Below are 20,639 nucleotides of genomic sequence, written 5' to 3'. Positions count from 1 at the left end.
AATGTCCTGACTGGCCAATCAGCTTGATGCGTCGTAATGCTCAGTCAGCAAGGGGAGGAAAGCATGTTGTTGTCACCGCTGGCGCTGCGCGCGGCCACCTTGCTGGCGGAGCAGAAGCTGCCGGCTGCCTTGCAGGCGGCGCAGCGCTGTCTGGAGTCCGAGCCGGGCAATGCGCCGGTCTGGACCCTGCTGGGTGTATGTGCTGCGCAGCTGGGGCAAAAGCCCGTGGCCGAGCAGTGCTGGCTGCATGCATTGCAACTGGACCCGGCGGTGGCCGATGCCCATTACAACCTGGGTTGCCTGTATGGCGAACGGGGAGAGCGGGAACTGGCGGCGCAACACTACCGGGCGGAATTGCGCTTGCAAGCCGCGCATGCCGACAGTCTGGCCAATCTGGGGGTATTGCTGGCGCAGGGTGGACAATGGCCTGAGGCCGAAGCCTGTTATCGCCAGGCGCTGCAGTTTGCGACCGCTGCGCGCAGCCTGCAGGATGTGCGCTACAACCTGGCCCTGCTGCTGGTGCAGACCGACCGGCAGGCGGAGGCGGAAACACTGTTGCACGCCCTGCTGCTGCAGGATCCGGACGATGAGTCGGGCAATGCGCTGCTGGGCAGCCTGTGTCAGCAGCAAGGCCGGGACGTAGAGGCCCGTGTTTGCTGGGAGCGGATCTTGCAGCGCACGCCCCTGCATACCGAGGCACTTAATAACCTGGCCCTGCTATACCAGCAACAGCGACGCTGGGACGAAGCCAGCCGCCTGTTGCAGCGTGCGCTGCTGCAGGCGGCTCCGCCGCCCGACTTGCTGCTTAATCAGGCCAATGGCCTGTTGCAGCAGGGTGATGCCGCCGCCGCGCTGCCGTTGTTGCAGCAAGCCATCGCTCAGCATCCCCGGCATGCGCCGCTGCATGATGCACTGGGCGTGGTCTGCAGTGAGCTGCGTGAAGCGGAGCAAGCGGAAGCCGCCTTGCGCAGGGCGGTGGAGCTGGCACCCGGCCAAGCCCGCTTCCGGCAGAACCTGGCCTATCTGCAACTGGCGCGTGGACACTGGCGTGCTGGCTGGGAGAACCTGGAGGCGCGGCTGCAGCGCCCGCCCGCGGCTGGCGGCCTGCCTGTCTTGTCCTCGCCCCGCTGGCAGGGCGAGTCCCTCAGCGGGCGGCACCTGCTGGTGTGGTTGGAACAGGGCTTGGGCGATGCCCTGCAATTTTGCCGCTATCTGCCCTTGTTGCAGGCGGCGCGCCTGAGTGTGGTATGCCGCCCGGAGCTGCTCCGCCTGCTGCAATGCCTGCCGCTGGATTGCCCGGTCAGCTTCCTGCCTTTGCTGCGGCTGGATATGGCGCTACCGCCACATGACTACCATGTGTTTTCCATGAGCCTGCCGCGCTGGCTGGAGCCGGATCCAGCCGCCACGCCGCCCGCGCATTTCCCGCCGTTTGCCCGGCAGCCGCAGCCGGCACCGGCCGCGCCGCGCCGATTCGGGCTGGTCTGGCGCGGCCATCCGCGTCATCCCTGCGATCATCACCGCTCATTGCCGGACGTGCGTCTGCTGGCCCCCTTGCTGGCCTTGCCCGGTATCCGCTGGCGCAGCCTGCAATTGCCGGTGATTGAAGAAGAGTCGGCCTGGCTGGCGTCCTGGCCTGCGCTGGAAGCGGGGGAGCAGGGGCTGGATGATCTGGCGGCAACCGCCGCTGTTCTGGCCGGGCTGGATGGTCTGGTGACGGTGGACACCGCGCTGGCCCATCTGGCCGGTTGTCTTGGACTACCCTGCAGCGTACTGCTGTCGGCCTGTCATACCGACTGGCGCTGGGGCTGGGATGCCGAGCGCACGCCCTGGTATCCGACGCTGCGCCTGTACCGCCAGCCGCAGGCCGGCGACTGGCCGCGGCTGATCGCCCGGCTGGCTGTCGATCTGACTGTGCCGACTTAATCGCCGCCGCCGGACAACCACTTGCCGGGGTTCATCAGGCCGTGCGGGTCCAGCACCTGCTTGATATTGCGCATCAGTTGCAGCGCCAGCGGGTCCTTGTAACGCTGCAGCCAGTGGCCCTTGAGCTGGCCCACGCCATGCTCCGCCGCCAGCGTGCCCTGATGGCGATACACCAGGTCGTAGACGATGGCGTTGACGCTGTCCTCGTCTTCAAACAAATGGGCATTGTCCGGCCGGGTATAGCTGATGTTGTAGTGCAGATTGCCATCGCCGGCATGGCCGAAGGCAATGATGCGTACCGTGGGAAAGACCCGGCGCAGGGCGCTTTCACACTGTTGCAGAAAGTCGGGAATCGCCGAGCTGGGGACGCCGATATCGTGCTTGATGCTGGCACCGTCGCGCTTCTGGGTTTCCGACATGGCCTCGCGCAGTTGCCATAGCTGCTGTCTGTCGGCCTCACTATGGGCCAGCACGCCGTCGGCAATCTGCTGTGTTGCCAGCCAATCCACTAGCTGTTGTTGCAGCAGATGGCTGTCGCCGCTATCGGACAGCTCGGCCAGCACCGCCCAGGGCTGGATGAAGGGCAACTGGCCCGGATGGTATTTTTCCAATAGATGCTGGCAGGCGTCCGACATGATTTCAAAGGTGGTCAGCCGGTCGCCAAACGCCTGGCGCAAGGCCGACAGCAAGTCGATGGCGGCCTGGCTGCTGTCCACGCCCAGCCAGGCGGTGGCATGGGCGGTGGGCAGCGGGAACAGCTTGAGCGTGGCGGCGGTAATCAGCCCCAATTGGCCTTCCGCGCCGATGAACAGTTGCTTCACATCCAGCCCGCTGGTGTCTTTGCGCAGAGCGGAGAGCTGGTGCAGCACCTGGCCGTCCGGCAACACTACTTCCAGCCCCAGTGTCAGTTCACGCATGGTGCCGTAGCGCAGCACGGCCAGCCCGCCGGCATTGGTGGACAGGTTGCCGCCAATCTGGCAACTGCCCTCGCTGGCCAGCGACAGCGGAAACAGTCGGCCCGCTGCCGTGGCCAGTTGTTGTACCTGGGCCAGGGTCATGCCGGCTTCCACCGTGATGCTGTTGTTGGCGGTGTCGATGGCGCGCAGGCGGTTGAGCCGACGCAGGCCGATCACCAACTGGCGGCCCGAGGTGTCCGGTGTGGCGGCACCGCAGGTGGAGGTATTGCCACCCTGTGGTACCACGGCAACCTGATGTAGCTGGCACAGTTGCAGCAGCGCCGCTACTTCCGCCGTGGTGCCGGGCAGGGCCACCGCCAGTGGCAGGCCCTGATAGCGGCGGCGGTAGTCCAGTGTGTAGGGGGCGGTATCCTGCGGCTGGGTCAGCACATGGGGCGCACCGACAATGGCGGCCACGGCGGCAAGGAAGTGGGACATCTCAGTCATGCTCCTGTTGGGCGCGCAAGGCATCCGGCAGGCCGTCGTGTTCGCCCTGCAAGCGGCCTGGGCAATCTTGCCAATGGCGCGGGCCAAGTGCGCTGTTGCGCGCCGGGTGTAGCGGGTAGTGCAACTGGTTGTCAGCGCGGTCGCGGTCCCCTACACACAGCAGCCGCACATCGTGCGCCGTGTTGTTGAGGAAGCTGTGGGCAATGCCACTGCCGGCGGGAAAGCCCACGGCATCGCCGGGCCGCAGCCGGTGCAGCACGCCATCGAGCCAGACATCCGGTTCGCCTTCCAGCACGTAGACAAATTCGTCTTCCGTCTTTTCCGCATGCGGCCAGGAGGTGCGACGGCCCGGCGGCAGCAGTTCGTGATGAATGCCGATGCGTTGCAGACCAAAAAACCGTCCCAGAGGTGAGCCGATGGACAGCAATTCGCTGCTATCCGGGTAACTGGCGTTGTCCGGCTCTTGCAGTTCTTGCCAGTGTTTGATGCAGGATGGCCGTTCCATCATCTGTCCCCTTGCCGGTATCAGTCCGGAATTTCCGCGGCCATCAGCTCGTCCGGATGTTGCCAGCCGGGCAACTGGCTGATGCGTTGCAGCCAGGCGGCCACATGCGGCCAGTCCTGGATGTCCAGCCCGGCATCGCCCAGCCACCACAGATAGGCGCTGGCCGACAGGTCGGCAATGGTCAGGGTGCTGCCGATCAGATAGCCATGCTGGCTCAGGGTGTCATCCAGTACCGCCAGGTCGGCGCGTACCCGCTGTTCCAGCCAGTTATTGACCTCGGCAGGCTGCGCAAAGAACTTGCGTGCCAGGCGCAGGTTGGGCAGAGAGAAGCCGATGCGGTTGCTCTCCCAGCACAGCCATTCACGCACCAGTTGGCGCTCACCCGGCGCACCGTCCAGCCTGCCATAGCTGTCGGCCAGCCATTGCAGGATGGCATTGGACTGGCACATGGCAGTACCGTCGGCCACCAGTACCGGGACTTCGCCAAAACGGCTGACGGCGCGGAAGTCCTCGGCGCGTTCGGCGCGGGGCAGCGCCAGGTCGACATGCACGTAGTCATGCGATACGTCCGCCAGCATCAGCGCCAGGCGGACCTTGTAGCTATGGCCGGAAAAACAGTTGCCATACAGGGTGAGTGTGGTCATGTCGTTGTATCTTGTTGCGATGTTGATCGGGCGGTCGGGCCAGTGTCTGCGCCGGAGGCCGGCACGTCAATGGAATTGGCCCCCGGCCGGTTTTGCGAGCCCAGCCAGGCAGCGGCAAAGGCCAGAGGAACACAGAACAGTGCCGGGTTAGCATAGGGAAACAGTGGTGCGGGATGGCCCAGCATGCCCACCCAGACCGTGGGCCCGGCAATGATGCACAGCAGGGAGGCCAGCATGCCGCCATAGCCACCGGCCAGCGCACCGCGCGCGCTCAGGCCACGCCAGTGCAGTGCCAGCAGCAATACCGGGAAATTGCTGGAGGCGGCAATGGCAAACGCCAGCCCCACCAGCAAGGCAATGTTCAGGTTCTGGAACAGGGTGGACAGCAGTACCGCCAGCAAGCCCAGCAGCAGTACCGACAGCCGGGACAACTGCCATTCCCGGCGTGGATCGGCCCGACCTTGGCATAGCCAGAGTGCATACAGGTCGTGGCTGACGGCACTGGCCCCGGCCATGGCCAGACCGGCCACCACGGCCAGAATGGTGGCAAAGGCCACGCTGGCAATCAGCGCCTGCAACCATGGCCCACCCAGCAGGCTGGCCAGATGCAGCGCGGCCATATTGCCGCCGCCCAGCAGCTTGCCGGCGGCATCGTGGAAACTGCCGTTCGGTGCCACCAGCAGCAGCGCCCCGTAGCCGATGATGATGTTCAAGATGAAGAACAGCGCGATCACGCCGGTGGCCCAGCCCACCGAGCGGCGGGCGGTGCGGGCATCGGCCACGGTGAAAAAACGCATCAGGATGTGCGGCAGTCCCAGCAGCCCCAGGCTTAGTCCCAGGCCCAGCGAGACGGAATCCACGGGATCGGACAGCACCGCGCTAGGGAGCAAAGCCCTGCCATGCTCCAATCCGCTTACGGCGGCAAATAGCTGTGCCGGGCTGCCATCAAAGCGTTGCAGCACACCGGCTGCCAGCAGCAAGGCGCACAACAGCATCAAGCCCGCCTTGATCATTTGCACCCAACTGGTGGCCAGCATGCCGCCCAGTGCCACTTGCAGCACCATCAGCCCAACCACCAGCAGTACAGCGGCCAGATAGGGCAGGCCAAACAGCAATTGCAGCAGCTTGCCGGCCCCCACCAGTTGCACGATCAGGTAAAACACCGTGACGGTGAGCGAGCTGATGATGCTCATCAGGCGGACGCGTCGGTCATCAAAGCGGCTGGCAAGGACATCGGCCACGCTGTAACGGCCCAGGGTGCGCAGCTTGTCAGCCAGCAACAGCATCAGCAGCGGCCAGCCGGCCAGCGTACCGACAGCGTAAACCAGCGAGTCGTAACCCTGGCCCAGATACATGCCGATGGCACCGAGAAAGGCCGCCGCGGACAGATAGTCGCCAGCCAGTGCCAACCCGTTCTGCCAGGCCGGTAACTGCCCGCCGGCAGTATAGAAATCCGCTGCCGAACGGGTTCTGCGCGCAGCCAGCAGGGTCAGCAACAGGCTGCTGGCGACAAACAGCAGGAAAAAGATGTGGGCTGCCGTCATGGTTGTCTATCTGCCGCACGGATATACAGCAGGGTAATGGCAAAAAACAGGACAAACAGCAGCAGGGCCAACAGGATGGAGCGTGGCCAGCCCGCCACTGTGCCTGCCAGCCAGCCAGGCACAATGGCGATCAGGGCGAAGTAGGCAAGGCAGGCAAAGAGCACCAGCAGGGCCAGCCAGCCCGCGTGTGAGAGCAAGGAGAAAGGCTTCATCGCAAGGGACATCCGGTGCCGTCGGCGAGGGGCGCTGCTGGCCGCCCGTCCTCTTCGGCGTGACAGCTATTTCTGCCAGTAGGTTTTGACATTGACGAATTCATACAGCCCGAACTCGGACAGCTCTCGGCCATAGCCCGAAGCCTTTACCCCGCCAAATGGCAGCCGCAAATCGGAGCTGGTATGCCTGTTGATGAACACGCTGCCCACTTCCAGTTGGCGTGCCAGCTCCCAGCCGTGGGCGGTATCCGCCGTATAGATGGACGCCCCCAGACCAAACGGCGTGTCATTGGCCAGCCGGATGGCATCGGCCTCATCACGGGCACGCAGAATGCTGGCCACCGGCCCGAAGACTTCCTCGTGATAGACACGGCAGCGGGCCGTGACGTGATCCAGTACCGTAGCCGGGTAGAAAAAACCCGGTGCCGGTGGCAACTGGCCGCCCAACAGTAACTGCGCACCCTGATGACAGGCATCCATAACTTGGGCATGCAGTGCCTCGCGCAGATCGGCACGGGTGAGTGGTGACAGGGTGGTGGCCGGGTCGCGCGGATCCCCCGGCTGCAGCTTGCTGGCAGCCGCCACAAAGGCCGCGACAAAGGCATCAGCAATCTCTGGCACCACAATCATGCGTTTGGCGGCATTACAGCTTTGGCCGGCATCCCGGAAACGCGAGTTCACCGCGTCCTGGGCGGCCGCTGCTACATCGGCATCGGCCAGCACGATGAAGGGATTGCTGCCACCCAGTTCCAGCACGGTCTTTTTCAGATGCTTGCCGGCCAGGCTGGCAATGATGCGGCCGGTATGGGTAGAACCGGTGAAGGCCACCGCGTCGCAACGGCGGATGGCCTCTTCCACCAGCTCATGATCGATCCAGGCAATGTCCAGACAATCCAGCCCGGCAGCATGCACCAGCTCAAGCAGCATCTGGGTGCATTGCGGCACCGATGGTGCCGGTTTGACCAGGCAGGTATTACCCGCCATCAAGGCCGGCACGGCAAATCGCAGCAGTTGCCAGATGGGGTAGTTCCACGGCATTACCGCCAGTACACAGCCCAGTGCTTCGAAAGCCACCCCGCTTTGGCTGGCCTGGGTGGCAATGGATTGCGGTGCCAGCAGGCTGGGTGCCAGTTCGGCGTAATAACGGATCAGTTGCGCCGACTTGTCGATCTCGGCCAGGCATTCGGCGGTACGCTTGCCAACTTCCAGGGTGACCAGGGACGCCAGTTCTTCACGCCTGGCTTCCAGTTGTGCAGCCAGTTGCAGCAGGCACTGCGCCCGGTGCGAAACGGATAGCGCGGCCCAGCGGGTCTGTGCGGTTTTCAGCTGTGAGAGGGCAAGCTCCAGACGGTCCTGGCTCCAGCCCGGACGGGTAAAGACCACCTCGGCGGTGGCGGGATTACAACTGGTAAAGGCGTTCATGGCCGGCAGGCAGGGAAATCAGCAAGAGCAGCGACTGTAACAAATCGCCCAGGCTTGTGACAGGGTCTTGTCCGGAGATTTGCGGTTTCGTGGCGGATTACGGACAGGCGGGGCTGGCTGGGCAAAAAAAAACCCCGTATTCACGGGGCCGAATATTTCAGGTGAGTGCATAGGTCAATCAAGAAGAGACTTGCAGATTGAAACCCCGCATGCGCCTATGTCGGTTTGGTACCGCAGCGACGCAATTGGTGAGGCGATTCTAGCGGCAAGCAGTTTCAGTGGTTACTGGCTGTAAGGCTGGCTTTGCCGTCTTGTCAGTGGCTCATGTTACGCCTGCAACTGTTGTCAGCCCCAGTTGCAGGCCAATCACGATGGCGTGCGTACGGTTGTTGGCATTGAGCTTGCGGATAATGTTGGCAACATGGAATTTCACCGTCCGCTCACTGATGCCCAGGATGGTGGCGATTTCCCAGTTGGTCTTGCCATGGCTCATCCAGTGAAAAATGTCGAATTCACGCTGGGACAGGGGCATGGTGGCCGGTGCCGCCGGGGCCAGGTTTGCCACGCGTCCGGCAGCCTGACGCAAGTGCAGCAGCAGGCTGTTGAGCATTTCGGTCAACTGGCTGTCCTTGCCGATTTCACTGCCGGAGACGGACAGCACACAGACCAGGTTCTGCCGTTCTGACAGCGCGCTGAAACTGACACCGGTCCCCATGCCGATGGAACTGAGTTCCTGGATGAATTGTTTCTCCTGCATGCCCTTGGCGCGGGCAAACTTGTCAGCCCAGTGAATGGGGCCTTGTCCCATCACCGAGCGTAGTACCGGATCACAACTGATGTAATTGTGGCTCATGTAGTGTTCCACCCAGTCGGGCGGGAAGCTCACGTTCACCACTTTTTCCACCCGCTGCAATTGCTGGTGTTGATTGATGCGGCCAAGGGTGATGACCATGTGCTTGGTTGGCAACTGGGTTTGCAGATGGTCCAGATAGAGTTTGAATTCGCTCTCGGTTTCTATCTGACCGGCGCTGTGTATCCATTCCAGCAGGGTTTTCTGGCTGGCAGGAGTCAGGTTGCCCGGTAAGGGACGGGCAAAAGGTAGCTTGCTATGCATGATGAGGACCTTGATTGTCGGGTGGCCAGGACGGTGATCCACTTGCAACGTGCCAGCGTGATTCATGAAGCAGCGGCATGATGACCGTGCCTGACTCCATCGCGGTGCTGGTTGGTCTGGAGTTTATTAAGCACTTGGCAAGTGAAACCAGAGGTCAGCACAGCAAGTAGAGCGATCGGCATGATGAATAAGTAATTTCTTCGTGGTCGATAAGATTTGTTGGAAATTTCTGCCAAGTTAGATTGGCTTTTCTGGTGCCATATAAGAATTTATGTGCATCAGCTATTCCGTTTTCCTGCTGCTTGCTCCTGATCAGGGGGGCAGGGATGTGATCAGACCGGCGTGCTCTGTTGTGCATGGCATGTAAGATGCGCAGTCTTGATAAAGGACATGGTCATGGCTGTGTCGGCGATGCAAGATGGCAGGAAATGAGGTGGAATGCCGGGGTGCTGGTCTTGGCAGGAAGGCAGGGGCAGGCGGGATGATTTTAAGTGAAGCTTTCTTTTATGCCGTGTTTGCACAATATTGATCCATGGGCATCAATATGCTGCTGCAGAAGCGGGGGGAAGTGCGTTGGTGTCACGGCATCTGTTGCCGGTTTGCCGGCTGTCCACAAGGCGTGGGGCATGCGCAGGGCGGTGTTGGTGGCTAGCGCGAGATTTGATTTACTTAGTATAAAATGACATTGGCAAACAAGAGCATGCCTTTTAAAGTGATGTGGTTTTTTGTCTTGAACAGCTAGCAGCGACGCCAGTTTGTGAAATTTGAAACAGATTACTGGCATTTACGCCCAGAAACATAAGTCAAACTTCATTATTCGCTGGAACTGGTGTACGCTTTTTAAAGAAGAACTACTTAATAATGAAGCTGGCAATACATGCTGCTGGGGCGGGGGTGTCCTTCATCAAATCAGCTGCATGGCTTTAATGCCGCTCAGGGAACGTTTCAGCTATGGATACTTTAAAAGCTTTGATGGTCTTCATGACCACCGCCGAGAACGGCAGTTTCTCGGATGCTGCAAGAAAACTGGGGGTGTCGCCGGCGGCCATCAGTCAAAGCATTGCCCGACTGGAGCAGGAGCTGGAGGTGCGTCTGTTCAACCGGAAGACCCGTCAGCTGACGCTTACCGAGGATGGGCGGCGCTTTTATGCACAGTGTCGGGGGCCGGTGAACAATCTGGATTCGGCCATCAATCAGCTCAAGGCCAGCCGTGACGAACCGGCAGGGCATTTGCGCGTGAGCATGCCCAATTCCTTTGGACGGCGTTTCATCTTGCCCATCATGGGTGAATTCTGTGAGCGCTATCCCAAGGTAAGGGTGTTTTTTGGCCTGGACGATCATTTCAGCGATTTGATCGAAGATGGTTACGATGTCGGTGTGCGGATCGGCATGATGCCGGATAGCCGTATGGTGGCGCGCAACCTGGCACAGATTCCGCAGTATGTGGTGGCTTCGCCCGAGTATTGGGACAAGCATGGCCGCCCGGAAACCACCGAAGAACTGAGCAATCATGATTGCATCAACTTCCAGTTTCCCACCTCCGGCCGTCTGTACAAATGGGAATTCGACCGTCGTGGTGAGCGTATCCCGCTGGAGGTGACTGGCACTTATACCCTGAACGAGATGGAAGCTGTGTGCGAACTGGCCCGTCTGGGCATGGGTGTGGCGCAGCTGCCGGGGCATGAGGTGGTACACCTGATTCGCAGTGGGGAACTGGAGCCGGTGCTGACCGACGTGGTCTCGCTGGAGCGCTCGATCTACATCTGCTTCCCGCATCGCGACCATATTGCGCCGCGTACCCGTGTATTCGTGGATTTCGTGGTGGAAAAACTGGCTGATCATCCGGATATCATGGCGGATCTGCCGGGGCTGGACTTGTCTGCCAAGCGCAAGGCTGCGGCACAGCTGATGAGCTGATGACGTCTGCCTGCCTGCACAAAAAAGCCCGGCGAATGCCGGGCTTTTGCATGTCTTGCTGCCAAACCGGGTGAGCGGCTTACACGGCCATGAAGCGCTGCAGTGCTGTGGAACTCCAGTCCACGCTATCGAGCAGGTTTTTCACGATCAGGCCCAACTCGGTATCGCCTTCGATGATCAGCTTGCGGTTGAAGAACAGGGTGTCCGGGTCTTCTTCGCGCAGCATCATGCGGGCAAAGTCGGCCAGGTTGGCCGCCAGGCGCAGGTCGGCTTCATCTGCGGCGCTAGCGACGCTGAAGCGTTCATCATCCGCCATGAAGTGCAGGCGCATGTCGGCGTCCAGAATGTGGACTTCAAAGCGGTGTCCGGACAGCAAACTCATGTCCACCGGCAGGATGTCGCGTTTTTTCAGCTGATTGAGCGTAGTGACCAGCGCCCAGCAAGGTGGTGTGCTGGGCAGCTTGCCCAGCACGCTGGCAAGGGAGGCGGGCAGGGTCAGGTCAGGAATGCGCATGGCGGGTTTCTCCTATGGCGGCAATGCCGGCGGTACCGCGCCAGTAGCCGTCAACCAGCAGGCTGTCGGAATACGGGCTCAGGTCTACTTCGGCTGCGTTTCGGGATGCAATGGCATCAATGGCTTGGCGGTAGCCCAGGACAATCTGGGCGGTATGCTGCCATTGCGGGCTGATGCGCAGGGCGTTGATGCCCATGGCGCAGATGTCCGGCAGGTGCGGCAGCAGGGAGTGGCAGCCATCGGACATGGTCTGGATGCCGTTGATGGTGAGGAAGGCCTGTTGTTCGCGTGTGTTCAGGCGCAGGCCGTCCGGATGCTCCATGCAGCGGAACTGGCAGTCGTCCTTGGACAGGTTGTAGTGCCGCGCGGTAAAGCAGCGGGCGGACAGTGCCAGCGGTAGCCGTCCCCAGGCAAACAGTTCGGTTTCGATGTGTACGCCATTGGCGCTGGCCTGTGCCAGTACCGCAGACAGGGTGTCGCGGTCCATTTCCACTGGCGGAATCCAGCGTCGCGCTCCCAGCGACTGTAGCAGGGCCAGGGTGTCGGCGTTGTAGATGTTGAGGTGGTGGCCGGCGACAAAGGCCTGACCTTGCTGGCGGGCCAGCCGGGCGGCACCCAGATCGTTGGCTTCCAGTTGCAGTGTGCCGTTTTCCACCAGTTTGCGCAGGCGGCGCAGATCGGATTCGCTTTCGATCAGCGCCTGGCTGGACAGCACCACCTGGCGTCCGCTCTGGGCCAGTTCCTGGCCCAGGCTGATCCAGTCCTGGCCACGCAGTTGCTGGCGGCGCGAACAGACTGCCTCGCCCAGATAGATGGTTTCCAGCGGCCAGTCGGCCGCTTCGCTGTAAAAGCGCAGGATATCGTCACGGGACCAGTAGAACAGCACCGGGCCCAGCGTCAGTTGCAATGTTTTCATATCAGACCTGCTTGTGGGGCCGGCATGGCAGGTCTGCCTGCCGGCGCACGGTGTGTCATTTCCAGGGCCGGTTATAGGCACCCAGGGTCTGCTGCTGGCCTTCGGCCAGCTTGGACAGGGCCTGGGTCCACGCCGGTTTCACGGCAAAGCGCTGGCTTTCCTGGGCGGCGGCATCCAGTGCCGCGCGCAGGGTGCGGGTGACCTGGGCAACGTAAGCCGGGCTGCGTTGGCGGCCTTCCACCTTGATGGCTGCCACGCCGATGTCGATGATCTGCGGCAGCATGCTCATTACGTTCAGGCTGGTGGGTTCTTCCAGCGCGTAGTAGGTATCGCCTTCCACTTCAAAGCGCCCCTTGCACAGCGTGGGGTAGCCCGCCGGTTCGCCCTGCTGGTATTCGTCGATCAGGATGCCGTTCAGTCGTGCGCCCAAGGCTTGCTGGCCATGTTCCCAGCGCACGAATTTGGCTGGCGAGCACACGCCGTGGCTGTTGGGCGATTCGCCGGTGGCATAGCTGGACAGCAGGCAACGGCCTTCCACCATCACGCACAGGCTGCCAAAGCCGAACACCTCGATTTCCACATCGGTGTGGTCGATTACCTGCTTGACCTGGTCCAGCGTCAGCACGCGCGGCAGCACGGCGCGGCGGATGTCGAACATTTCCTGGGCCAGCTTGATGGCTTCGTAATTGGTGGCGGAGCTTTGCACCGACATGTGCAGGCGCAGGTCCGGGTAGCGGTCGCGTGCGTATTTCATCAGGCCGATATCGGCCAGGATGATGGCATCCACGCCCAGTGCCGCGCCTTCATCGATGGCGCGATGCCAGCGGCTGATGTCACCGCCCTGGGCATAGGTGTTGATGGCCAGCAGCACCTTGCGGCCATGCTGGTGCGCGTAGTGGATGCCTTCGCGGGCGGTGCGGTCGTCAAAATTCAGCCCGGCAAAGTTACGGGCATTGGTATCGTTTTTCAGGCCGAGGTAGACGGTGTCGGCACCGTTATCCACGGCTGCCTTGAGGGCAGGCAGGCTGCCAGCCGGACAAACCAGCTCCGGCAGAGGGCGTGTGGCAGGCATGATGGCATGATGTCAGCAATTGAAACCGCCAGACATTAGCAGAGCGGGGCGGCGCTGGACTTGTTCTGGGTCAAGCGGCTGGATGGGGGGAGTGGGGAGTGGGGAGTGGGGAGTGGGGAGTCGCCGGGACGGTGCAGGCCGTCCCTCATCCGGGAGTCCGGCTCAGAACGGCAGCGCCAGCTTGGTTTTGGCCACCAGCACGATATACGCCACCACCAGCAGCGCGGCCAGCAGGGCGATGCTGCGTATCTGCTTGGTGCGGCCGCGTTTCAGCGCGATGGTGCCCAGTGCCACATAGGCCAGCAGGCCGGCTATCTTGGCCAGCAGCCACGGTGTTTGCAACAGCGGCCAGCCACCCACCACCACCAGGGTGATGCCCAGCGCCAGCAGTGCGGTATCGATCACATGCGGCAGGATGCGCAGCAGCTTGCTGGCCAGTACGTGCTGCTTGTCTGCCAGCATCAGCCCGCCACGCAGGGCAAACAGGGTGATGGTGAGATAGGCCATGCCCATGTGGGCGTGTTTGAGAATCTGATAAGTGCTCATGCAATTTCCTGGCGGTTATGCCTTCGGCATCGGGTGATGGCGGCCAAAGGCTGATGGTACACTGAAGCCTTCGTTTCATCAGCGTTCCTGCCATGCTTTTTCTCTATCAGTCCAATCGTCTGGAGCAATTGGGCCAGCTATATGCCGCCATGCTGCAGGCGCAGCCGCTGTCCGACCCTTTTGCCGCCGAAACGGTCATCGTGCAGAGCCGGGGCATGGGGCGCTGGATGACGCTGGATCTGGCACAGCAATGCGGTATCGCTGCCAATATCGACTATGTGTTGCCCGCTGCCTTTGCCTGGCGGCTGATGCAGAAGGTGATGCCTGGGCTGCCGCGCAAATCGTCATTCAGCCCGGAAGTGCTGAGCTGGCGCCTGATGGAACTGCTGCCCACCCTGCAAGGCGAGGTGTTTGCCCCCTTGCAGCGCTATGCCGCCGGTGGCGAGGCCGCAGCCTTCGAACTGGCCGGCAAGGTGGCGGATATCTTCGACCAGTACCTGGTGTTCCGCCCGGACTGGATTCGCGCCTGGGAGGCGGGAGAACGGCTGGAACTGGGTGAGGACGAAGCCTGGCAGGCCGCGTTGTGGCAGCAACTGGCCGCGCAGGACCCTGGCCGCCACCGTGTGCGCATGCTGGACGAGTTCTTTGCCGAGCTGCGCACAGAGCACCTGCCGGAGCGCATCACCCTGTTCGGCATTGCCAGCCTGGCACCGATGTATCTGGCGCTGATCAAGCGGCTGGCCGAACTCACCGATGTCTGCCTGTTCACCCTCAACCCCTGCGCAGCTTACTGGGGCGATATCGTCGACACCCGGCGCAAGCTCAAGCTGCGGGAAAAGGGCGATCTGTTCGCCACCGAAGGCCACCCGCTGCTGGCCTCGCTAGGCAAGCAGGGGCGCGACTTTTTCGAGCTGATTGCTGCCGATGCCGAGCTGGACGCCCGGCCCCTGTTTGCCGAACCGGCCGGTGACAGCCTGCTGGCGCGCTTGCAGCGCGACATCCTGCAATTGCAGATGCCGGGCGAGGATGGCCAGAGGCTGGCACCAGATGATTGTTCGGTGGAACTGCATGCCACCCACGGCCCGATGCGCGAGCTGGAGGTGCTCAAAGACCGGCTGCTGGCCATGCTGGCCGACGATCCCACGCTTAGCAGCGCCGACATCGCGGTATTGACGCCGGACATCAACAGTTACGCCCCTTATATCGATGCCGTGTTCGGCAAGCGCGACGACGCGCCCAGCCTGCCCTATGCCATCGCCGACCGGCAGGTGGAGCGGGAAGAGCCCTTGCTGGCCGCCATCGGTACGCTGTTGCAATTGCTGGATTCGCGCTTTGCCGCCGACCAGGTGCTGGCCTTGCTGGATAGTCCGGCCCTGTTGCAACGCTTTGGCCTGCAGGCGCAAGACCTGCCCTTCATTCAGGACTGGGTAAGGCAGAGCGGCATCCGCTGGGGACGCGATGCTGCACACAAGGCCGCGCTGGGGCTGCCGGCAGACCCGCTATACACCTGGCGCTGGGGTCTGGACCGGCTGTTGTTGGGCAGCATCCTGCCTCCGGCGATGGCCGGGGACGATAGCGGCCTGTTTGCCGGCTTGCTGCCGCAGGGCGGGGCCGGCGGACAACTGGGCGAGGTGCTGGCGCGCTTTGCCAGTTGCTATGCGGTGCTGGACGCACTGGCCACTGGCTGGGCCATCCCCACCGATGCCGCTGGCTGGGCGGCACGCTTGCTGGAGGGCATCGACCAGCTATTTGCGGTGGATGACGAGGCGGAACTGGCGCTGGATGTGGTGCGCGACGCCCTGCAGGAGCTGGTGGACGATGCCGCCATGGCCGGTTTCACCCAGCCCTTCAGCCTGCAGGTACTGCGCGACTGGCTGCAGCGCAAGCTCACCATGGCCTCGCCGCTGGGCTTTTTGTCCGGTGGCATCACCTTCTGCGCCATGGTGCCGATGCGTTCCATCCCCTTCAAGGTGCTGTGCCTGATCGGCATGAATGACGGTGCCTATCCGCGTGACGAACGCCCGGTCAGCTTCGACCTGGTGGCGCGCCATCCGCGCCGGGGCGACCGCTCGCGCCGCTTTGACGACCGCTACCTGTTCCTGGAAGCCATCCTGTCGGCGCGTCAGCGCTTGTACCTGTCCTATGTCGGCCTGTCCGCCCGCAATAACGAGCCACTGCCGCCATCGGCACTGATTGCCGAATTGCTGGATTGCTTCCAGGCCATGTGCGGCGAAACCGCCGCGGCACAACTGCTGGTACGTCATCCCTTGCAACCGTTCTCGCCACGTTGTTATGACGGCAGGGATGCACGCCTGGCCAGCTTTGATCCGGCATTTGCCGCGGCACTGGCGGCGCCACCGGCCCAGCCGCAGCCATTTGCCACCCTCCTGCCGCCCCCGCAGAGCAGCAGTGTGGTGCATGTGAATGACTTCATCCGCTTCTGGAAGAATCCGCCACGCGCCTGGCTGGCCGAGCGTCTGGCCATCCGCCTGCACGGCCAGGAGGAGGAGTTGCCGGTGCGCGAACCCTTCAGCGTGGAGCGCGACGCCAGCCGCATCATGCGCACCCAACTGGTAACACGCATATTGGCGGGCAAGCCGCTGGCCCCGCTCAAGCAGCGGCTGCTGGCGGCCGGCTTGTTGCCAGCGGCCGAACTGGGACAGGCCTGGCTGGGCAGCGAAACCGCCAGCTCGGCCAGACTGGCACACCGCCTGCCGGCGGTACTCACCACCGCCACGCTGCCGCCCATGCCGGTCAACCTCTGCTTGCACGGCACCACGCTGGCCGGTGAGTTGAGCGGATTGCGCCCGGAGGGGCAGATCCGGCTGGTAATCGGCAAAATGAATGCCGCCGAGCGGCTGGAGTGGTGGCTGAGCCATTTGTTGCTGTGTGCCATGCGACCGGCCGGCATTGCCTGCCAGTCGCTGCTGTACGACGACAGCGGCCACTACCGGCTGGATGACGAGCCAGAGGCCATCGGCTTGCTGGAGGCCTGGGTGGTGCGCTGGCAGCAGGGCCAGCAGCAGCCCTTGCCATTTTTTGGCCGCACCAGTTGGGCTTATGCCGAACAGTTGTACAAGCAGGAGGATGCCCCCGCACTGGCGCTGGAAAAGGCACTGGACAAGTGGGATCCCAGCTTTGTCGGTGAATTTGCCGCACCGCAGTGTGAAGAACCGGTCAACCGGCTGGTGTTCCGACATCTCGACCCGCTGGCCGATCCGCTGTTCGCCCAGTTGGCACAAACCCTGTTGCTGCCGCTGGTGGCCAGGCTGGAGGGGCAGGCATGAGTCTGCAAGCACTGGACGCACTCAACTGCCCGCTGGCCGGCGTCAATCTGATTGAAGCCTCGGCCGGTACCGGCAAAACCTGGACCATTGCCGCGCTTTACCTGCGCCTGCTGCTCGAAGAGGTCAATGGCGAAGCGCCACCCAGCATCGACAGCCTGCTGGTGGTGACCTATACCAAGGCGGCCACCGCCGAGCTGCGCGAACGGCTGCGCCAGCAACTGAGCGAGTTTGTCGAGGTACTGCAAGGCAAGCAGGCGGGCAATGCCTTTCTGCAGGCGCTGGCAGCGCGCTTTGCGCCGGGGCGTGTGCGGGACCTGGCGCTGCAGCGGCTGCAGGGTGCCATCAGCGGCTTTGATGCCGCCGCCATCTATACCATCCACGGCTTTTGCCAGCGGGTGTTGACCGATGCGGCTTTCGAAAGCGGGCAAACCTTTGCCGCCGAACTGGTCAGCGACGACGACCGCCTGCTGGTGGAGGTGGTGGACGATTTCTGGCGGCAACGGGTGGTGAGCAGCCCCTTGCTGTCCCAGGTGCTGGCCGAAGCCGGGGAAACCCCGGACGGCTGGCTGGCGGAAATCCGCCCCTGGCTGGCCAAACCCTATCTGCAGGTGGTACAGCCCGCTGCCCGTGATTTGCAACAAGCCTTGCAGCAGGTGGAACAGCACTGGCAGGCACTGGCCGCCGACCCGGCCACCATCCAGGCCGGGTTTGATCTCTTGCTGGCCACCGAAGGTTTCAAGGCCACCAGCCACAGCCCGGCCCAGTTGCAGCGCAGTCTGGACGAGTTGCAGCAATGGCTGGCCGAGCCGGACAGCCTGCCGGTTCCGGGCAAGGATGCAATCAAGCAATTGGCCCGACTGACGCCAACGGCCATCGCCAAGGGGATGAAAAAGGGTTTTGCTGCGCCAGAACACCTGCTGTTCCAGCGCATCGGTGCCTGGCTGGAAGCCTGGGATGGCTATCTGGCGCAACTGCAACTGTCGCTGGCCGGACTCAAACTGGAACTGATTGCCTGGGTGAATGCAGAACTGGCCCGTCGTCGCAGCCAGCAAAGGGTGCGCAGCTTTGACGACCTGCTCACCGAACTGGGCGACGCGCTGGCCGATGCCCGCAGTGGCCCGCAACTGGCTGCCGCGGTGGCGCGCAGTTTCCGCGTGGCGCTGATTGACGAATTTCAGGATACCGACCCCATCCAGTACAGCATTTTTCGCCACTGCTTTGCCTTGCAGCAGCGGCCATTGTTTCTGGTGGGCGACCCCAAGCAGGCCATTTACAGCTTCCGTGGCGCAGACATTTTTGCCTATCTGGATGCCCGCGACGATGCGCCGGCCACGCAGCATTACTCGCTGGATACCAACCGTCGTTCCGACGCGCCCTTGGTACACACCGTCAACCAGTTGTTCAGTCGCAGCCAGCCTTTCCTGCTGGACGAAATCGACTACCAGCCGGTGCATGCCGCACCCAGCTCCGGCGCGGTACTGGAGGTGGACGATGCCGATGCAGCCTTCACCATACTGTGGCAAGCGCCTGAGAGTGAAAAACCGCTGAACAAGGACAGTGCCGCCCGTGCCAGCGCCCAGGGCTGCGCTCATGAAATTGCCCGCCTGCTGACCCTGGCCGCACAGGACCGTGCCGCCATTATCAAGGGCGGGCAGCGCCGCCCGTTGCGGGGCGGCGATATTGCCGTGCTGGTGTCCACCCACCGTCAGGGCGACCAGATGCGCCAGGCGCTGGCCGAGCGCGGCGTAGCCAGCGTGGCACTTACCCAGGAAAGCGTGTTTGCCAGCCGCGAGGCTGCCGACCTGCTGACCTTGCTGCGCGCCTGGGCCGAACCAGCCAGCGAAAGCCGTTTACGTGCGGCACTGGTGACCGAGCTGTACGGCCTGGATGCCAGCGCGCTGCTGGCCGATGTGGAAGACGAGGCCCGCTGGGAGGCCAGGCTGCTGGCCAATGCCGCCGACCACCAGTCCTGGCTGGAACACGGCTTCATGCGTGCCTGGCGCAACTTCATGGCGCGCGAGCAACTGGCCCTGCGCCTGCTGCCCTTGCCCGATGGCGAACGGCGGCTGACCAATCTGTCCCACCTGGCCGAGCTGCTGCAAAGCGAGAGCGACAGCCGCCACGGCATGGCACCCTTGCTGGCCTGGCTGGAGGCGCGGGTGGCTCATCCACCCGGTGGTGAGGAAGCCATGCTGCGGCTGGAAAGCGATGCCGCGCTGGTGAAAATCGTTACCATCCACACCTCCAAGGGCCTGCAATACCCGGTGGTGTTCTGCCCTTACCTGTGGGATGGCGCACTGGAGCGGCGCAATACCAGCTTCTGGCGTTACCGTGCCCAAGATCGCGCCATGCTGGCCCCGGACGTACTGGCCGATGCCGCCGTGCGTCAGCAAGCTGCCAGCGAGATGCTGGCGGAAAAACTGCGTCTGCTCTACGTGGCACTCACCCGTGCCCAGCATCGGCAGTACCTGGCCTGGGGCTGGGTGAAGGACATGCACACCGCGGCCTTGTCCTGGCTGCTGCATGCGCAGCAATGTCCCGATCTGGCCGCGCTGCGTGAGCTGGAATTGAGCGCCGCCCAGTTGGAAAGCCAATTGGCGGCTTGGCAGCAGTCCTTGCCAACGGCCATGACACTGCGCGCGCTGGAGCAGGGGCTCAACCCCTTGCCTCTGGCGCAAGACAGCCGGCAGGACTATAGTGCGCGCCTGTTCGAGCGGACGGTTTACAGCCCGTGGCGGGTGGCCAGCTTTACCTCCCTCACCCATGGGCAGAGCGGCAAGGCCACGGAACAGCCAGACCATGACCGCAGCCCGATGCCGGTCACGCCAGCGCCTGAAGAAGTGTTGCCGCCCGACAGCCCGTTTGCCTTTCCGCGTGGTGCGCGTGCCGGTACCTGCCTGCATGCCATGTTTGAAAACATCGATTTCGGCATGTCGGACGCCGAACTGCAGGCCCCGGTGGCCGAGCAATTGCGCCGCCATGGCTTTGCCGAGGCATGGCAGCCGGCGGCCATGCAGTTGCTGCGCCAGACGCTGGATGCCGAGCTGGACCCCGGCATCCGCCTGCGCGGGGTAGGGGCGGGGCAGCGGCTGGTGGAAATGGAATTCACCCTGCCGGTACGGCAACTGGATGTAGCGCGCTTGCGCAGCGTGCTGGCCGATCCGGTCCACGGTCTGGCCCAGCCCTTGCGCCAAGCCGCAGCAGAGCTGGATTTCCACACGGTGCGCGGTTATCTCAAAGGCTTTATCGACCTGGTGTTCGAGGCGGATGGCCGCCTTTATCTGGCCGACTACAAGTCCAACCACCTGGGCAACCGGGCCGAGGATTACGCCCCGGCGCAACTGCTGCAGTCGGTGGCGCGTGAACACTATTATTTGCAGTACCTGATTTACTGCGTGGCACTGCAGCGTTATTTCACCGCGCGTGGCCAGGATTTTGCCAACCGCTTTGCCGGTGTGCGCTATTTGTATCTGCGTGGCATGGGGCAGCCAGGCATGGGGGTGTGGCATGATCGCCCGGCCGCCAGCCTGCTGGCCGCGCTGGATGGTTTGCTGCGCTGAGGGCGGCGGGGATTGCCTTGCCATTGGCATGGAGTAGACTGCTAAACATCAGACCTGCCC

At 62.9% G+C, this 20,639-nt stretch carries 15 protein-coding genes; 4 read left to right on the top strand and 11 right to left on the bottom strand.

The genetic code is table 11. The features are described from left to right. Positions 1 to 63 precede the first annotated feature (63 nt). Complete coding sequence (locus DLM_RS17340; RefSeq protein ID WP_167467149.1) at positions 64 to 1,923, top strand: tetratricopeptide repeat protein; 1,860 nt, start codon at positions 64 to 66, stop codon at positions 1,921 to 1,923. Here DLM_RS17340 and DLM_RS17335 read toward each other — a convergent pair. The 7 genes from DLM_RS17335 to DLM_RS17305 all read right to left on the bottom strand — a co-directional run bounded on the left by DLM_RS17335 (position 1,920) and on the right by DLM_RS17305 (position 8,767). Further along, positions 1,920 to 3,317, bottom strand: a complete 1,398-nt coding sequence (locus tag DLM_RS17335) for an FAD-binding oxidoreductase (RefSeq protein WP_089085155.1) — start codon at positions 3,315 to 3,317, stop codon at positions 1,920 to 1,922. The two genes, DLM_RS17340 and DLM_RS17335, sit on opposite strands and share 4 nt — an antisense overlap. Before the next feature lies 1 nt (position 3,318). Beyond that, positions 3,319 to 3,834, bottom strand: coding sequence for a cupin domain-containing protein (locus DLM_RS17330; protein WP_231959886.1), 516 nt, complete (start codon positions 3,832 to 3,834; stop codon positions 3,319 to 3,321). A 17-nt stretch (positions 3,835 to 3,851) separates the two neighbouring features. Further along, complete coding sequence (locus DLM_RS17325; RefSeq protein WP_089085154.1) at positions 3,852 to 4,475, bottom strand: glutathione S-transferase family protein; 624 nt, start codon at positions 4,473 to 4,475, stop codon at positions 3,852 to 3,854. Then, a complete protein-coding gene (locus DLM_RS17320; protein ID WP_089085153.1) occupies positions 4,472 to 6,019 on the bottom strand; it encodes a sodium:solute symporter family transporter in 1,548 nt (515 codons plus the stop codon). The genes DLM_RS17325 and DLM_RS17320 overlap by 4 nt, the downstream gene beginning before the upstream one ends. Next, the gene (locus DLM_RS17315) at positions 6,016 to 6,231 is read right to left on the bottom strand and encodes a DUF485 domain-containing protein (protein WP_167467148.1); all 216 of its coding nucleotides are present in this window, start codon (positions 6,229 to 6,231) and stop codon (positions 6,016 to 6,018) included. The genes DLM_RS17320 and DLM_RS17315 overlap by 4 nt, the downstream gene beginning before the upstream one ends. A gap of 66 nt (positions 6,232 to 6,297) precedes the next feature. Then, complete coding sequence (locus DLM_RS17310) at positions 6,298 to 7,653, bottom strand: aldehyde dehydrogenase family protein (protein ID WP_089085151.1); 1,356 nt, start codon at positions 7,651 to 7,653, stop codon at positions 6,298 to 6,300. A gap of 322 nt (positions 7,654 to 7,975) precedes the next feature. Further along, on the bottom strand, positions 7,976 to 8,767 hold the full coding sequence (locus DLM_RS17305; protein ID WP_167467147.1) for a LuxR C-terminal-related transcriptional regulator: 792 nt from the start codon (positions 8,765 to 8,767) through the stop codon (positions 7,976 to 7,978). Positions 8,768 to 9,748: 981 nt separating this feature from the next. Here DLM_RS17305 and DLM_RS17300 point away from each other — a divergent pair. Continuing rightward, complete coding sequence (locus tag DLM_RS17300; protein ID WP_231959885.1) at positions 9,749 to 10,684, top strand: LysR family transcriptional regulator; 936 nt, start codon at positions 9,749 to 9,751, stop codon at positions 10,682 to 10,684. A 79-nt stretch (positions 10,685 to 10,763) separates the two neighbouring features. Here the strand turns inward: DLM_RS17300 and ubiT are convergent, their stop codons facing one another. From ubiT to DLM_RS17280, 4 genes are all read right to left on the bottom strand, one after another. Further along, positions 10,764 to 11,198 (bottom strand): ubiquinone anaerobic biosynthesis accessory factor UbiT, encoded by a 435-nt coding sequence (gene ubiT, locus DLM_RS17295; RefSeq protein WP_089085148.1) that lies wholly within the window; start codon positions 11,196 to 11,198, stop codon positions 10,764 to 10,766. Beyond that, on the bottom strand, positions 11,185 to 12,114 hold the full coding sequence (locus tag DLM_RS17290; RefSeq protein WP_089085147.1) for a U32 family peptidase: 930 nt from the start codon (positions 12,112 to 12,114) through the stop codon (positions 11,185 to 11,187). The genes ubiT and DLM_RS17290 overlap by 14 nt, the downstream gene beginning before the upstream one ends. Positions 12,115 to 12,169: 55 nt before the next feature. After that, positions 12,170 to 13,186, bottom strand: coding sequence for a ubiquinone anaerobic biosynthesis protein UbiU (gene ubiU / locus DLM_RS17285; RefSeq protein WP_089085146.1), 1,017 nt, complete (start codon positions 13,184 to 13,186; stop codon positions 12,170 to 12,172). A gap of 162 nt (positions 13,187 to 13,348) precedes the next feature. Then, a complete protein-coding gene (locus tag DLM_RS17280; protein WP_089085145.1) occupies positions 13,349 to 13,732 on the bottom strand; it encodes a SirB2 family protein in 384 nt (127 codons plus the stop codon). A gap of 92 nt (positions 13,733 to 13,824) precedes the next feature. Here DLM_RS17280 and recC point away from each other — a divergent pair, with 92 nt between their 5' ends. Together recC and recB are read left to right on the top strand one after the other, a co-directional pair. Then, positions 13,825 to 17,019, top strand: coding sequence for an exodeoxyribonuclease V subunit gamma (recC, locus tag DLM_RS17275; RefSeq protein ID WP_089085144.1), 3,195 nt, complete (start codon positions 13,825 to 13,827; stop codon positions 17,017 to 17,019). Next, positions 17,016 to 20,579 carry an exodeoxyribonuclease V subunit beta gene (gene recB, locus DLM_RS17270; protein ID WP_089085143.1) on the top strand — a complete coding sequence of 1,188 codons (3,564 nt, stop codon included), beginning with the start codon at positions 17,016 to 17,018 and terminating at the stop codon, positions 20,577 to 20,579. The genes recC and recB overlap by 4 nt, the downstream gene beginning before the upstream one ends. Positions 20,580 to 20,639 lie beyond the last annotated feature (60 nt).

This window comes from Aquitalea magnusonii (assembly GCF_002217795.2).
Taxonomy (GTDB): Bacteria; Pseudomonadota; Gammaproteobacteria; order Burkholderiales; family Chromobacteriaceae; genus Aquitalea; species Aquitalea magnusonii_B.
The sequence above is the reverse complement of the archived record's forward strand: the minus strand, read 5'-3'. Positions and strand labels throughout refer to the sequence as shown.